Origin of the sequence: Aquimarina sp. AD1 (genome assembly GCF_003443695.1) — a bacterium.
GTDB classification, from domain to species: Bacteria; Bacteroidota; Bacteroidia; order Flavobacteriales; family Flavobacteriaceae; genus Aquimarina; species Aquimarina latercula.
In genome coordinates, this window is sequence record NZ_CP031966.1 from 449,667 (window position 1) to 465,319 (window position 15,653).

At 29.8% G+C, this 15,653-nt stretch carries 13 protein-coding genes; all 13 read right to left on the reverse strand.

Annotated features, from left to right (window positions below):
• Positions 1 to 99: 99 nt before the first annotated feature.
• Positions 100 to 237, reverse strand: a complete 138-nt coding sequence (locus D1815_RS23520; protein ID WP_158594506.1) for a hypothetical protein — start codon at positions 235 to 237, stop codon at positions 100 to 102.
• 489 nt (positions 238 to 726) lie between these two features.
• Positions 727 to 1,293 carry a hypothetical protein gene (locus tag D1815_RS02080; protein WP_118385734.1) on the reverse strand — a complete coding sequence of 189 codons (567 nt, stop codon included), beginning with the start codon at positions 1,291 to 1,293 and terminating at the stop codon, positions 727 to 729.
• A 756-nt stretch (positions 1,294 to 2,049) separates the two neighbouring features.
• A complete protein-coding gene (locus D1815_RS02085) occupies positions 2,050 to 3,798 on the reverse strand; it encodes an IPT/TIG domain-containing protein (protein WP_118385735.1) in 1,749 nt (582 codons plus the stop codon).
• A 138-nt stretch (positions 3,799 to 3,936) separates the two neighbouring features.
• The gene (locus tag D1815_RS02090; RefSeq protein ID WP_118385736.1) at positions 3,937 to 5,976 is read right to left on the reverse strand and encodes a S9 family peptidase; all 2,040 of its coding nucleotides are present in this window, start codon (positions 5,974 to 5,976) and stop codon (positions 3,937 to 3,939) included.
• Positions 5,977 to 6,141: 165 nt separating this feature from the next.
• Positions 6,142 to 8,625 carry a YCF48-related protein gene (locus D1815_RS02095; protein WP_118385737.1) on the reverse strand — a complete coding sequence of 828 codons (2,484 nt, stop codon included), beginning with the start codon at positions 8,623 to 8,625 and terminating at the stop codon, positions 6,142 to 6,144.
• A 198-nt stretch (positions 8,626 to 8,823) separates the two neighbouring features.
• Positions 8,824 to 9,408, reverse strand: coding sequence for a hypothetical protein (locus D1815_RS02100; RefSeq protein WP_118385738.1), 585 nt, complete (start codon positions 9,406 to 9,408; stop codon positions 8,824 to 8,826).
• Positions 9,409 to 9,444: 36 nt separating this feature from the next.
• Positions 9,445 to 10,029 carry a hypothetical protein gene (locus tag D1815_RS02105; protein ID WP_118385739.1) on the reverse strand — a complete coding sequence of 195 codons (585 nt, stop codon included), beginning with the start codon at positions 10,027 to 10,029 and terminating at the stop codon, positions 9,445 to 9,447.
• A gap of 196 nt (positions 10,030 to 10,225) precedes the next feature.
• Complete coding sequence (locus D1815_RS02110; protein ID WP_118385740.1) at positions 10,226 to 10,792, reverse strand: hypothetical protein; 567 nt, start codon at positions 10,790 to 10,792, stop codon at positions 10,226 to 10,228.
• Positions 10,793 to 10,981: 189 nt separating this feature from the next.
• Positions 10,982 to 11,443 carry a hypothetical protein gene (locus D1815_RS02115; RefSeq protein ID WP_118385741.1) on the reverse strand — a complete coding sequence of 154 codons (462 nt, stop codon included), beginning with the start codon at positions 11,441 to 11,443 and terminating at the stop codon, positions 10,982 to 10,984.
• A gap of 251 nt (positions 11,444 to 11,694) precedes the next feature.
• Entirely contained in the window at positions 11,695 to 12,894 is a 1,200-nt protein-coding gene (locus tag D1815_RS02120) for a serine hydrolase (RefSeq protein WP_118385742.1), read from the reverse strand.
• 212 nt (positions 12,895 to 13,106) lie between these two features.
• The gene (locus D1815_RS02125) at positions 13,107 to 13,814 is read right to left on the reverse strand and encodes a hypothetical protein (protein WP_027391815.1); all 708 of its coding nucleotides are present in this window, start codon (positions 13,812 to 13,814) and stop codon (positions 13,107 to 13,109) included.
• 181 nt (positions 13,815 to 13,995) lie between these two features.
• On the reverse strand, positions 13,996 to 14,580 hold the full coding sequence (locus D1815_RS02130; RefSeq protein WP_118385744.1) for a hypothetical protein: 585 nt from the start codon (positions 14,578 to 14,580) through the stop codon (positions 13,996 to 13,998).
• 225 nt (positions 14,581 to 14,805) lie between these two features.
• Complete coding sequence (locus D1815_RS02135) at positions 14,806 to 15,579, reverse strand: hypothetical protein (protein WP_118385745.1); 774 nt, start codon at positions 15,577 to 15,579, stop codon at positions 14,806 to 14,808.
• Positions 15,580 to 15,653 lie beyond the last annotated feature (74 nt).

Sequence of the window (15,653 nt, forward strand, 5' to 3'; positions counted from 1 at the left end):
TTTACTTTCTACAAGCATTGCGCCTTCATAAATATACACAAACCAATCGATTGATCACTTTGCTGCTATGATCACATGTATGTTGTTTTGGAACGTATTTTATTTATTCTTTCTAACTTCTGACATTATCATTTCCGTTTTTACATATTGAACAATTTCATCATTCTTGAAGTATTCGTAATCATAGTCATTATCTGAGTTATAGTGAATTAAATCTCCAGAATTTTTAGTAAGCATTATATTAAAAAATTCAACGTTCTTACAGTCAGCGGTTGAATATAAAACCTCTATAAATCCAAAATTATTTTTAGCAGAAGTTTTGTTAGAAATATCAGTTTTAAGTTTTTTTTAAAGAGACTCAACTTTATTAATTTTTTCTTTATCCGTAATCGTCAAAGAGTTTTTTCCTCCATAAGAGTGTTTCGTTTTGTTGATCATTTCAATTTCAACAATCGGTAAAGAACATTTTCTTCGTTTACAAGAAAACAGACATAATAATAGTAAAATTAAAGTCAGAGTTTTTAGCATTGTAAATTTTTTCGCAAGAGTAATTTATATGTTGTACAACGTTTAATATATGTGTCGTAGCAGTGCAAAATGTTACCGTGCTTTTCAATTTTTCTACGCATTGGTTGCTAACTTTTACTTTCTGCAAGCATTGCGCCTTACCAAAAATACAACAACCATTCGATTGATCACTTAGCTGCTATGGCATCATATATAGTATTAGGCTTTTGTTTTATATTTTTTTATTATTTGATCATCCCAAACTTGAGCTTCTATATATTTATCATATTTAAACCTCTCCTCAGTTTGAGATTTTTCTTCATTAGGAAGTCCATACTCTCCAATAAGATCATTTATTTCATCCAACAAGAAAATTTGACCGTTACAATTCTTTCGATAAGTTTTAAGTTTAGATTCATCATGAAACTGATAAGAAATCATACTGTCAGGATACGTAAAACTTATATGCTCAGGTTTAAAATCAATTAGTGGAATTTTAATGACCCCTGGATTTACATACCAAGATTTTGCAAACTCACATTTTCCTAAAGTAAAGTAAAAAGGATCCTTCCTGTTGGGTCTTCCTCCCTTTAAAATAAAACCATCTTTAATTTTTTTTTCTAAAGAGAATCTCAAATCAAGATAGTTTTCAGGTCTTTTACTATTCCATCCTTCCGTAATTTTATCTTGAATATTTTCAGCTTTTTCATGACCATACTCGGTAATGTTACGGAATGGTCCGTTTTCAAGTTCGTAATAATGAAATAAATATTTTGGTATGTTCATTTAGTTTAGTTAATAAAGCCTAACGTTTAACATATGGCAAGTTGGGCAGGTGATAAGCACTTACTTTCGGTCTTGCACTAAGCCAAATCTTTTGCATTTTGTTTTATCTTGTTTTTCTAAAAGCCAAATTAAAAGATTTGGCGACCTTTCAGATATACATAGGTCTTTGGATTAAGCACTTATTGTCCTATTTGCTATAGCCGTTGTTGGCAATAGTTATTTATTTCAGTTATTTTATTTTCCGAAATAGATTTGATTCATTATTCTCTTTCAATTTATCAAATAAGTAATTGGATAGAGGAACAGCCAATACGTCATTCAATAAAGTTCCATTTTTATAAAAATATATAAAAGTCCAATATCTATCTCTGTCCAACCAATCCATATGGCTCTCTAAGTCCTTGCCCAAATATGTTCCACATCCTTTTTCACATATTTGATGGAAATTTAAACAGGGATAATTTTCGTACGAACCTCTTTATCCAACTTCCAAACTGTCCCATTCAAAACAATTAATCCTTTCTGAAAAATAAATTTCCTTTTGGAAAGAAGTCAAATCCCTTTCTATCAAGCTATCAAAACAAGAAGTGTCCGTAGCGTATTTTTCAAGACACTTATCATTATTACAGCTAAGTATAAAAATTGAAATCGCTAAGCAGTAAAGTTTGTTCATAATTATTGCCAACGTTTAATGTATGAGTCAGAATATCCCTTGAGGTTATTATGACTTCATACATTTGTGTTATAAACTTTGTATTATAAAAAAGTAGTTTCTAATAATTTTGGATTCATCATATATAATCCATCATTAGCGCCAACATAATTAGTAACATTAGAATAAAAAAATACATTATCCTGAACTGATATAAATTTACTTGGATGATTATAAAATCTTCCTCCATTTATTGACAAATATTCATTTCTATTAAAGTAATTGTAAAGTTGAATGAAACCAGTATTTGAAACACCTAAAAACAGTTGGTTTTTATATTCAAAAAGCTCTTCTGTATGACAACTAGTACAACCATCATATTCCCGAACAAATTTTAAACTTGAAACATCAAATCTCACAATAGATTCTGGCCAGTCATTAGTAGGGAAATCTGGATTATGAAAATCCGGAGTAAAAAAATAATATTGTCCATTAACTTCTTCATAATCATTATAGCAATATACAATGGAATTATCTGTATTTACTTCAATCCAAGAATTCAATACCTCATCATATTCAAATAAATCTTTATGTAGTTCAGAAGGATTATAAGTTCCCCCAGTTATTCCTTTGCCAAGATATACTTTTCCTGAAAAAGGGATTAATATAGCATACTCTCTAGATTTACCAGGAAAGTTCTGTAAATACCTTATCGCTTCTGAAAAGAGATTAATACTTAAAAAATTATTATTTTCTTCAAAAGGGAAATAAATATACATCTCTCCATTGTTTGAAATGTTGGCAGCATAAATTGTATCGGGTATATTTAGATCTGAGTATTTTGACCACATTTGATTTTCTATATCAAATTTCCATAAATGTAGATTTTGAGAAGAATTTTGATCTGAGCCTAATGAAAAAATATTACCATCATGTTGAAACGTTTCTCGAATATATAAAGGATTGTTTTTTGCATAAAGAATATAGTCAGAAATTATCTCTATTGGTTTTGAATAGGTAGTCTCCATTCCTGCGGTTGAATATTTTACAGAATTGATCTGAAATTCTTTGTAAGGTCCAAGAGGTATTTTAATATCTAGTGAATCATTATTGTATATATTTTCTATAGAGGCTTCGAGTTCATTATTAAGAATTACTTTTGAATATTCTGGTGTAAGATTAAAATTTTCCCCTTTGATAGTGATTCTATCACCTATATGAACTTTATCTAATATTTGAATGATTTCTGGTTCTTTTAGGTTCAAAGAGTTATCAAGAATATCCTCTTGTAATTGCGCATTTACCTTCAGAGTAAGATTATTTGTAAGTATTTCGTTTGGAATTATAAATTGAATAGAATCTTTGGAGCTAGATAAAATTTCAGCTTTTTCATCATTTACATAAATCTCTGTAAATTCGGTAGTATCAAAATCCTCACCATAAGCTGTAATGGCTTCACCAAATGTTGTAGCACTTTTATTAACTCCATTAATTTTTGGTGGTCGTAAGCTAAAACTTTTACTTGTTATTAATGAATCTCTTTCCCCTGTTTTAACATAAATGAGGAAATTTGAATTTATTTTTTCTAGATTTCGAGGTATTTTTAGAAAAATAGAATCTTTTTGAGGTTGATAAAATTCGAAAACACGAATATCATCAAAATAAAATTTTAAAGAATCTAAAACAATATTTTCGCCCTTGATCTTAACTAATTCATTAAAAATACCATTTTCTGGAATTTCAATATTGGATGGTATAAAATCAAAATTTTCCTGAGGAATATTTATATCATCTTTTTCACAACTCAATACTAATAATATCGTAATGATAAAGTATCCTAATCGTTTTTTCATTTTTCTCTTTTTCCTATTAGTGTCTTATTTTTTCAAATTGTTACCCGTATTTTTTGAGAAATTGCTTATAACGGTAAGTATATGAAGCGTAGCGACCGAATGGGAGCTATGATTTCATATACAGTGTTATAGCCTTTTTTATTTTTTAGGTAATTCAATCTCCTCATCCCATATATACTTAGCGAACCATTGCCAGTTGTGCCAAGTAGCTGCCAATCGTTCTTTTGGTTTATTTATACCATGCCCAAAACCCTTATATATAATTAATTTTGTTTCAACACCGACATCTTGGAGTCCTTGAAATAATTCATATGCATTTGCAGTTGGAACTCTTCTATCAAATTCACCATGTTGAATCAGCGTTGGGGTAGAAGCATTATTTATTCTTGTCATAGGAGAAGTCTTTTCATATACTTCTTTATCGGACCAAGGAGTTCCTTTTAGATATTGCCGAGTAAAGGGGTGAATATCTGTATTGACATAATAAGTCATCCAATTAGAAATTCCAGCGCCTACAGAAATAGCCTTAAATTTTTTTGAGTTTGTTGTTAAAAAGGCTGAAATGTAACCTCCTTGACTCCAACCCATCGAACCAACTTTATCGCCATCAATAATACCTTCACTCTCTAGATGCTTAACACCTGATAACACATCCCAAGAATCTCCAACACCTAAATTCTTAACGTTTAACGATCTAAATATTTCACCATATCCTGCAGATCCTCGATAGTTTGGTCTTAAAATTAAAGCACCTTTGTTAAGCCATTGAATCATTGGATATACATAAGAAGGTGTTGGGCTTGGTGTTGATATACCTGTTGGACCACCGTGAATAATAACTAATAATGGATATTTTTTATTTGGATCGTAATCCATTGGTTTATGTAATACTCCCTCAATTAATTGTCCATCTTCACTCTTCCAAGATATAACCTCACTCTGCGCAACAGACCACTGATCAATTTGATTTGAAAAGTTTGTTATTTGTTGAGTGTTTTTTGATAGGTATTCTGAAAAATAGACTTCTGTTAAATTATTATCATTAACACCTGTATATGCTAGATGCTTCCCATCTCTTGAAAAAGTGTAATTCCAGATTCTTTTTAAACCTAATGATAGAGCTGTATAATTACCATTTTTAGGATCTATTTTTATAAGAGATCTGTCCGTCTTTTGCCAGCTGATAGCGAATATTCCATTTTCGTTCCATTGTATACTAGATAAATTTTCATCAAAATTTTGTGCTAATTGTTTATTATCCGATCCATCTGCATTAATTCTAAATAATTTTCCGTTTAAATAATAATTAGAAGTACTATCGTTTAAACTGGTTTGATAAAGAACTGACTTCCCATCTGGTGACCAATTTACTAATCCATCATAACTCTTATTATTAATCAGTTTTTTATGAGTTTTAGACGCTATATCATAGATTGAAATATCGGATTTAAAAAACGTATTTCTAAGAGGGTCTGGTTGGTGCTCAAAAGCGATTTTTTTTCCATCAGGAGACCATTTAAATTTGTTTATAGAAAATGTTTTATCATTAATTAATAATTTTGGTTCAAGCTTTTCTGTATATAAAGAATCTTTAATCTGATTTGGTAATGGCATGTAGTGCAACTGCTTTGGATTAAAATCAATAACCCAAAGTTGATTTAAATTATATTCAGCATCTTCAACAGCAAAGCCTCCATATTTTTCTTTTCGTTTTTTTACTTCTTTAGACTTATCTTCAGATTGTAGAAAGGAAATTTTTCGACCATTTGGAGACCATTCAAAATTAGAGATATTATTTTCATTTTTAGTGACTTGAAAAGATTCTCCTCCAGCCACGCGAATAGCATGTATTTGAGTTTTTTTACCTCTATTCGACAAAAAAGCTATCCATTTACTATCTGGCGACCATTTAGGGTTACTGCTACTATTTTTAAGGTTATTTGTAATTTGAAACGGAGTTTCTCCATTTTTTGAAAGCCATAATTCCCTGTCATATCTATTCTCCTTCCAATCTACAGATTGAGTTATAAATACAATATGTTTCCCATCAGGAGAGGTCACAGCATTAGAAACAGATCTTAATGAAATGACATCTTCAAAAGAAGGTGTTTTCAGAGTCTGCGCTGAACTGGCATTAATAAAGAAAGATATTGAAATAAGTAGTATTATTCTATTCATAATATTCTATTGTTTAATTGGCTATAACGTGTTTGTGTATGGTTAGTTGCGTGGTTGAGCAACTAAATTAACAAACTTTTACGAACCCGAGAAAATTCCGAAGGAATTTTCAAAATATGCACTTGCCAAAGCAATCAATTATACACAGTGTTGGCAACAGTTATTTTATTTCCTAATTATTTTTTTTGTCATAGAAGAATTATCTGATTCAACTTTTATAAAATAAATACCTGAATTTATGGAATTAGGAATATTATTCAATTCGATTATTTGAGATGAATAATGTTGTTGTTTTGAATATACTGTTTGACCTAAAATATTTGTTATTGATATTAATAATTTTTTGTTTTCAAATCTTTCAGGTACAGAGATATTAATATTTTCATCAAACGGATTTGGGTAAACTGCAATTTGTTGCTCATAGAAATCCTCAATACTTAATTCCGTGTTTACAACAACATTAATTTCCGTATATGTAGATTCTCCACAGTCATTTATTTTTTTTGCTTTCAATGTATGTAACCCCTCTGTTTCCCATAAAACTTTAACTTTATAATAGCTCGAATTATTATCTACTATTAACGTTCCTCCACTATCTAGTAACCATTCAGTTGTTGAAAATAAATCAACAGGTATTATATATTCTTCTTCTGTATTAATTAAAGTATTATCATTACCAAATATGAGTTCAAGTTCAGAAGGTATATATGTTTTTAGATTTTGAATAAAATTATAGTCCCATAAGAAAATATTATCTTCATTTTCTACGTAAATATTTGGATAAGAGCTATTATAATCAGCCCAAAATCGCTGAGACCATGTTAATCCATCGTCATGAGAAATATATAGATTTCCACTATTATCAAGTATCATAAATGAATCATCATCAATTGCTTTTATTTTATTGATATAATATGAAATATTACTTTCAATAAGGTTTTGGTTGGGAATATCATATATGAAAATTTTACCTCCTGGATATCTAGGGTAGAAATATATTTTATTTGGGTTACTATAGTCAAATCTATCATATTGAAGATTGTGAGAATAGCCTGAAATCTGTGCAACAAAGTCCCAAGTTGTTCCTCCGTCGTTTGTTTTATAAACTATAGGTTCTGAATTTGTAGAACTACCATATAACATAAAGTTATCTTCATCTATGAACTGATATTGTCTAGTTGTCACATCACTAGGTGTTGGAATTAAACTCCAAGTTAAGCCTTTATCAGTTGAATGATGTATGTTTCCAAACCCAAAAACATATAAATCGTTTACTGATACTTGGGTAAGTTTACTTACTGAATAGTTTGTGTCAGCTGGCAAATCAGTAATATTTAAAATTGGACCATCTACCCATGTTGCTCCTTTGTCAAAAGATTCAGATATAATATATCCTTCACCATAATTATTTGGATTGGAATATCTCCAATGACTAATATAATCACCTTCTGCATACAAAGTAAAGCCGACGACGTCATCTGTCTCATAGACTTTTTTCCAGCTAGAACCTTTATCTTCAGAGATTAAGATTGAAGAATGAGTATAGTTGCCACCACTTACAACTGAATATAGATACTCATTTTCATTAATTTTTTTAAAATATCTAGCACTATTAGAATTTCCTTCTCTAGGCGAACCACTATCTAGTTGAGTCCAATTTACTCCACCATCTATTGTTTTAAAAATGAATCTCCCCATGTTTGGCGACCCTTGTTCTTTTTTACCAACAGCAAATCCAACATTATCATTCGTGAAAAATATGTCAGTTAAAAAACCATCTTGGTTGATATTTGCACTTTCTTCACTATCATTATTTATATTAACTTTTTTAATTCCATTAACTACATAACTTGAATAATATAAGAAATCATTTTTTATTGTAAATGCTCCAGTAGTCCATTCGACATAATAATTTGTTTGTGTCCAAGAATTCCCACCATCGACAGTTTTATAAATGGAATTTCCTCCACTTAAATACCCAGTTTGAGAATCAATGAATTGTAATTTTTGTATATATGAGTTTGATGGATTATTTTCTTCTTCCCATGTCTCACCACCATCAGTAGTTTTATAAAATTTATTACTTCCCCAAACATAACCAATGTTTTCATCTAGAAATAAAATATCTTTAGGACTAAAATCACCAAAATCAATTGAGGAAATGTTTGATGTCACTTCTAACCAAGAATTTCCACCATCAGTTGTTTTGTATAAAAAAGCTGTATCATTAACTAAATAATCATCTATTCCGACTAAATAACCTATGTCACTGTCAATGAAATCAACTCCTGTAAAATTTTCTAGACCTGTAATTCCTATTCTTCTTTCCCAATCTATTCCATTGTTTTCAGTGAAAAGAATAATTCCATCTGCACCAAAAACAAATGCTTTGTTAGAATCAATTAACTCGATATCATTTAATGGGTTATAATAAAAAGCTTGGTAATGTGGTAGTTCATATGTTTCCCAAGAAATTCCTCCATTATTGGTTGTCAGTAATGAAGAACCTCCTATTACAAAGCCATTATTTTCATCCCAGAACCTAACGTCTGAAAGAGCACTTATCTTATTTTCAATATATTGTCCACATTGTGAATATGATTTAGAAAAAATGAAAATTGTGAGAATAATTGGTAATATTTTTTTCATTTGTAATGTTTTTTTAATTGTTGCCAACGTTTAATATATGTGTCGTAGCAGAGCAAAATGTTACCTTGCTTTTCGGTTTTTCTTGCGCATTGGTTGCTAACTTTTCCTTTTTGCAGGCATTGCGCCTTCATAAATATACAAGAACCTTTCGATTCATCACTTAGCTGCTATGATCACATATATATTGTTACCAACTGGCTACTTTTTTTTATCTCTTACTTTGCGTAAAACATCTATTTCTGCATTTAATTCAGTCAATCCTTTTTCAATATCTTTCGATCTTCGTTTTTTAGATTGGTTCTTACGCTCTATTTTGCTTTTAGGTTTTTCGTTAAGTTGAGGGAAAGGAGGTGGAGCAGGATTTACCACTGGATAATTAAAACTTCTACTTATTCCACAAAGATTTAACCTCAAAAATCCTTCTTCCATATATCCATAAATGATCCATTTTCCTTTTTTTCCAATATATGGAGTACAGGATGTCCAATTTTTTCCTAAGTATATATTCTCTACTTCATCTCCTCCGTCAAGAGATTCAACAACTTTTACTTTATATGTATGATTTGCACTATCAATTTCGAGTACTTCTCCAATGAATATACATTCCGAATTTTCCATTTCCCATTTTTGCTTGTCAGATAATCTAGATAATCCACAAGTGCATGGGAACATTTTTACAGAAAGGAAAATAAGTATAAAAGAAATTAATATTGTTTTTTGAGTATAATCCATTTTTTCTGCTTGCTGGTAACGGTCTCGGCTATGATTTCGTTGTGGAATCATCCGCAGGATTATTCCGCCGAAATCCAGACTTTCAATTTATAAATTAAACATTGTTTTAGCTCTTTGCCACAATGAATTATAGCCATTGTTGCCAGTACGTGCTTTTATTTTATATTCCATTTTAAGAATTGCTTCAGTAAGGTACTTTTTCTGATTCTGTTCTTTCATAAATATTTCAATTCGGTTGACAAAAAGGTCATCCAAGACATTCAAATCACTTGCATTCATTCCACCACTTCCATTTTGGTTTAAGTTTTCTAGTATGGGTAGATTTGAAATCAGTTCGAATTTTTCTCTAAAAGACATAAAATCTTTTCTTGTTATCAGCAGTTCATAAGTTCCTAAATAATTAGGTTTAATTTCTGGGTGGAACTTCCATATTTTTTCCAATTCATTTTCCTCAAACCTATGTCCATTTCGATTCCCTTTTCCGTAATACTTTGAATTTCTTATATCTGCTATTGTAGGTTTCTCTTTTGTCCTAATTGTTGTAGCAGAAAAGTTGAAATAGTAAGGACTTCTTGACTTTTGAACACTAGAACAAAATAATACTCGATAAAATCCGTCAGAAGCTTTAAACGATAGAAAATCTCCAAAATTTATGTCCTTAATTTTATTCATTATTCGGTTTTTCGGGATTACTGGCAACGTTTAATATATGTGTCGTAGCTGTGGCAAATGTTACCTAACTTTCGACGATTTCTGCGCATTGGTTGCTATTTTTTTCGTTTTGCAAGCATTGCGCCTTACCAAAAATACAACAACCATTCGATTCATCACTTAGCTGCTATGATCACATATATGTTGTTATAGCCAGTTATATTTTTATTCGTTTTATCTGATCTTCTTGCTGTATTTCTATGTTATCCATTCCATTTTGATCTAGATTATTAAAAATAGTAAAGAAGTTTTTCTTGTCAGATGCATTCTCCTTTTCAAGCACGAATTCAATTCCGGTGAGCATATCTCCAGTTTCGTGTTTTTTTCCACTTTCTAGGGATTCACTTACAAAGTTAAAAGTTAAAATATTGATGTCAACAATTGGTTTGTTTAAATTTCGAATGAGTTCAGGTTTTCCGTTTTCTTTCCAAATGAGTGGCATTTCATTTCCCATACCATACCAGTCTAATTTTTCAGTCAATTCAAATGAATTTATTGTCAAACTAAACTCGTCCAATTGATGAGCGGTAAATTCAAATCTTTTTCCGTCAATTTCTAGAATGATGGGTCCATCGGTTAGCCATTCATCTTCTTTTGTATTCCACATCATCCAAAATCGCTCAATTCCTATTCCAATAAGTTTAGATAGAGTTTTGCTAAACTCCTTCTTAAAACTTTCGGCAGTAGTATGAAATTTTGGTTTATATGTTGAGATTCCTAGCATTTGTTTTAATTGGCTACAACGCTAAATATATGAATCGGAGCAAGGCAAAAAAGCCTAAACCGATTGATCTATCTGCGCATTTTTATTTCTTATTAAACTTATAAAAATCTAGCGCCACTGCAAAAAGGAAATTACCTTTCGATTTGGTACTAAACTTTGCTCTGATTTTATATATAATGTTGTACATTTTTATTTTATTTTATCAAATATTAATTTTGCATCTATATTATCATTAAGTCCTATTTCATATATTAAAACACCATTTTTTTTCATAAACCTAAGTCCTGTTTTATGATAAAAAGTAAACCAATTAAATGGATTACGTGCCAGATAGTAATCAGACTTAAGATCATAAACTAACTCGACATCGAATGGTCTGGGTATTTTTTTGTTAAAGAGTTTTATGTCAAACAATTTCTTTTGAATTACAAATTGTTCTTTATCAATACTTAGTTGAATTTTACCAAATAGTAACCACATAACATCAAATAAGGTTCCTATTATAAATACTACCAACATAATAATTCCTAGAAGCTCAATTTTTTTGTTATTGATTATTAAAATGTAGATAAATATTATGAGAAAAATGGAATTATATATAACATATAATGTAAACCTGTTTACATTATAATAAGCAATTTGAGTTCTCATATTTTTGTTATAATAAACACTGAATTTGAGTATTCCTTTGATTTAATTATGTACAACGTCTCGGCTATGGTTAGTACGGGAATTAAAAGGAGTTAACTTTCGATTAAGCACTTAGCCAAAACTTTTTATTTTGTTTTATATTTTTGTTCTAAAGCCAAATCAAAAAGATTTGGCGGACTTAGTTTAAAAGCGCTAAACTTTGAGTTAAACACCATACCCCGTATTAATTATAGCTATTGTTACCAGCTGGCTTATAATTTAGTTTCATATTCTTCTAATTTTTTCCATATGTCGATAAATTCTTTTATTCCTTCTTTTTTAAGGTCGGTATTTACAATAAGTAGTTTTCCGATTTTGGTTTCAGAATTGAAGAACATGTGTGTTGCAACACCTGGGTCACCACCAGTATGACCTATTTGTCCGTGAGCAGATATTCCCATAAAAATACCCATATTGTATTCATCATTGTAAACATTTTCATTTCTTTCTGTATAATTTATATCAGTCAATTGAGGTTTAAATAACTCTTTGTAGCTTTTGTTATTTAAGATTTTCCCATTTCCACTATAACCTGCAATTAGTTCAGTTAAATATTTTCCCAAGTCACTTGATGAAGTAATTAAACCGCCATCTGGATAATTAACTAATTGATAAAAAGCTAATTCAGTTTCATTGTTTAGATATAGTTTAGAATGTTTTGAAAAATCTACTTCATTAAAAGACCACCCTGTGACAGACATTTCTATAGGTTCAAGAATATGTTCATTCGTGAATTTGTCGAATGATTGATTTGTCGCTTTTTCTATTATTAAGGCGGTTAATCCTGCGGCAATATTTGAATATTCGAATACTGCTCCGGGTTTTGTCTTTAAAAAATTATTTTTTTTGTACCATTTTCCCTCTTCACTTAAAATATTTTTTAAAAATTCATCAAGAACTATTTTTTCATCTGGTGAGCGAAAATTGTTATTTACTTTAGTTTCCTTGTTCTCTTTTTCTTTTAAAATATATCCGTTCTTCTCATATCTAGAAGGGTCTTTAATGCTAGATGTGTGCGTTGCTAATTGTCGTATTGTAATTTGTTCATTTGGGAAATATGGATTGCTTACATTGAACGGCAAGTGTTTGTTTATAGAGTCGTCTATGTTAAGTTTTCCAAGTTCCTGAGCTTTAAGTAATGCAATCCCAATAAAAGTTTTGGAAATAGAAGCAATATTTTGAATTGTATTATTAGTGTATTTCTTATTTGCTTTAATATCAGAGTACCCAAACCCTTTTTCATATAGAATGCCATCTTGATTTACAATAGCTACAGAGAATCCATTAATATGACCTTGTGAATAAATTTGTTCTAACTCTTTAGTTAGTATTTTCGGAATAGAATTATTTGTTTGACCATAGCTTTGGTATAACAAAACATTCAATAATATTAAGAAAATTAGTTTTTTCATTTGGTTTATTAAGCTTTATATTGAGTTTGCTTGCTGGTAACGTTATATATATGTGTCGTAGCAGAGCAAAATGTTACCCTGATTTTCGATTTTTCTGCGTATTGGTTGCTAACTTTTCCATTCTGCAAGCATTGCGCCTTACCAAAAATACAATAACCATTCGATTGGTCACTTATTTGCTATGAACACATATATGTTGTTAGCGGTTGTTTTTATGAAACCCAAAGCGTATTCCTATCCACAATTTTCCATTTTCCATTCTCTTTGAGACAGAATATTATTTCGCCTGATCCGCATAAACTTCCACAAGTAAAATTAAAGTAGAAAACCGCCCTATCGTTTTTTGGGTTTATTTTAAAATCAGAGAATCTTATTGCCCCAATGAACCTATAATCTGTATTATTCCAATACTTTTTATTTTGTTTTTCCAGTTTTCTTAAATCCTTGATGATATATTTTCCTGTTTGGGATATTTTATTCAGTTCCAATTTACCTTTCTTAAATGTTGTACTGTCCACCAATTGAGTGAAGAGTTGGTCAAAATCCAATGAGTGTAGAGTATCTGAATAGTACATTCTTGGGAATGATGATTTTTTAATATTCCAACTTCTAAATTCCTTTTTTGAATTAAGATGAAAAGGGTCGAGACCTAATACCAATTCTTTTGTTTCCAATTTTGGGTTATTAAAAGCTTCGTCAAATTTATCCTTTTGAATTTTGTGACTTATCGAGTCTTGCCAGTTTTTAGCATATTGTAGAGGGATTGGAGGAATTGGAAGTTTCTCATAATAATACTCCGTTCCTATTAGCTCAACGAATATATCATTAAGTAATTCAATTTCGGTAACAGCATCTTTTTGTTTAGGAAAACAGCTTACCAAAACTAAGAATAAACTAATATATTGAATTACCTTTTTCATATTGCCGCTAACGCTAAATATAAGAATCGGAGCAAGGCAAGCATGCCTGAACCAATCGATTTATCTGCGCATTTTTATTTCTTGTTTAATTTATAAAAATCTAGCGCCACTGCAAAAGGAAATGACCTTTCGATCTGGCACTAAACTTTGCTCTGATTTCATATATGATGTTAGAGGTTTTTTACCAATTTGCTTTTATATCAAGTAATCCTTCTGGAATAGCCTCCCTTGTGTATACATAATGATGATAAACATTTTTTTTAAAAGGGGATTTTCTAGTCAAGTATAGCTTATTCCCTTCTATTGATGCTTGATAATAATATCTATCCATGCTTCCAGCGATAGATACATTTGACCTTTGAAAATATTCAATTTCGAATTCTTTAGAGCCAACTGTATAAAAACCTTGACTCCCAAAATCTATATCGCTTTGTCCATTTTTTAAAAACTCAATTTTGTTATTATCCAAGCTATAATTACTGAAAAATAAAACGTGACCACTGTCAAAAAACCATATATTTCTTCCATTGTATGATTTTTTTTCATTGTTATAATTAAAAAAGAAACTTTGATTTGTAAAAGAGTATTCAGGAATATACCAATATTTAGTATCTAAAACTCTTTTTATTCCTGTGTTAGATATGTTTTTTAATGTCCAATGTTTTTCATTAACTTGATATTTCCCCTTTCCATCTTCTTTACCAAAATAAGTCGAACAAGCAATGAAATTAAAGAATACAATTAAAGCTATTATTTTGTTTTTCAATACCGAATTATTTTTAATGATTACCTCTAACGGTCTTGTGTATGGAACGTAGCGTGCAAAAAGACACTAACTTTTCGGATTAACACAGAGCCGAATTTTTATATTTTGTTTTTAATTTTTCTCTTTTAAAAAGCCAAATTAAAAATTTGGCGGACTTTCTAAATATACACAAACCTTTCGGTTTAGCACTTATTAGCTATGTTTTATACACCGTGTTAGCCAAAGTTATTTTTCATATTCGTAATAAATAATATTCTGTATTTCCTTTGTCTCATAATCCTTAATGATTTCTTTTTCCTGTAGGCCATTGTCATAATAATAATATTCAGTTTCATTCATAAACTGAGCTTCGTCAATAATTTTGATTTTACCTAAAATAGTTTTTTTATACTCAAGATGTGGAAATTGAACTAACTTGAATAATTTATCATTTTTATATTCATAAATTGTTTTTTTTACACTTCCTTCATATTTAAAGTAAAGACATTCAGTTAGAAAACGATTTTTGTTAAATGAATATTTTACTTTGTCTGGCTCGTCTAAATGAATGATATTATTAATTGTTTTTTTATCATTCCATTCATGCTTTATTTTATATTCTTCTCCATCAGTATGATAAATTGTTCGTTCAAACATTAGGTAATCGTTAGAATATTCTAATTCAGTTGTGTAAATTTTAACTTCTTTACTTTCTACGATATCTATGAGCGTTTCTTTTATTTCTTTTCCATCAACACATGTTATTTCTTTTATTGAATCAAAAACTTTATCTGAAACAGAATCTTCGAACAAGTAAAACTTAATAATATATTCATTATCATTTAGATGGTCATATTCTGAGATAATTCCATTTACATGGTCAGTAATTTTTAAAACTTTTCCTTGATTATAAATATATTCCTTACATACAAATCTTTCTTCATTATTATTTTCGAAGATTGTTAGTTTATTGAAATCAAGAGGTGCGTTTAGAGGGTTAAAATGTCCTTTAAATATCATTCGTTTTTAATTTTGGCTAACGGTCTCGGCTATGAGTAGTTGCGTGGTTTAGCACTTAACTTAGCAATTACTTA

Excerpts from the sequence above, each read along its gene's own strand:
- D1815_RS23520 (WP_158594506.1), bottom strand. The coding sequence starts at position 237 with ATGCTTACTAAAAATTCTGGAGATTTAATTCACTATAACTCAGATAAT.
- D1815_RS02080 (WP_118385734.1), bottom strand. The coding sequence starts at position 1,293 with ATGAACATACCAAAATATTTATTTCATTATTACGAACTTGAAAACGGA.
- D1815_RS02085 (WP_118385735.1), bottom strand. The coding sequence starts at position 3,798 with ATGAAAAAACGATTAGGATACTTTATCATTACGATATTATTAGTATTG.
- D1815_RS02090 (WP_118385736.1), bottom strand. The coding sequence starts at position 5,976 with ATGAATAGAATAATACTACTTATTTCAATATCTTTCTTTATTAATGCC.
- D1815_RS02095 (WP_118385737.1), bottom strand. The coding sequence starts at position 8,625 with ATGAAAAAAATATTACCAATTATTCTCACAATTTTCATTTTTTCTAAA.
- D1815_RS02100 (WP_118385738.1), bottom strand. The coding sequence starts at position 9,408 with ATGATTCCACAACGAAATCATAGCCGAGACCGTTACCAGCAAGCAGAA.
- D1815_RS02105 (WP_118385739.1), bottom strand. The coding sequence starts at position 10,029 with ATGAATAAAATTAAGGACATAAATTTTGGAGATTTTCTATCGTTTAAA.
- D1815_RS02110 (WP_118385740.1), bottom strand. The coding sequence starts at position 10,792 with ATGCTAGGAATCTCAACATATAAACCAAAATTTCATACTACTGCCGAA.
- D1815_RS02115 (WP_118385741.1), bottom strand. The coding sequence starts at position 11,443 with ATGAGAACTCAAATTGCTTATTATAATGTAAACAGGTTTACATTATAT.
- D1815_RS02120 (WP_118385742.1), bottom strand. The coding sequence starts at position 12,894 with ATGAAAAAACTAATTTTCTTAATATTATTGAATGTTTTGTTATACCAA.
- D1815_RS02125 (WP_027391815.1), bottom strand. The coding sequence starts at position 13,814 with ATGAAAAAGGTAATTCAATATATTAGTTTATTCTTAGTTTTGGTAAGC.
- D1815_RS02135 (WP_118385745.1), bottom strand. The coding sequence starts at position 15,579 with ATGATATTTAAAGGACATTTTAACCCTCTAAACGCACCTCTTGATTTC.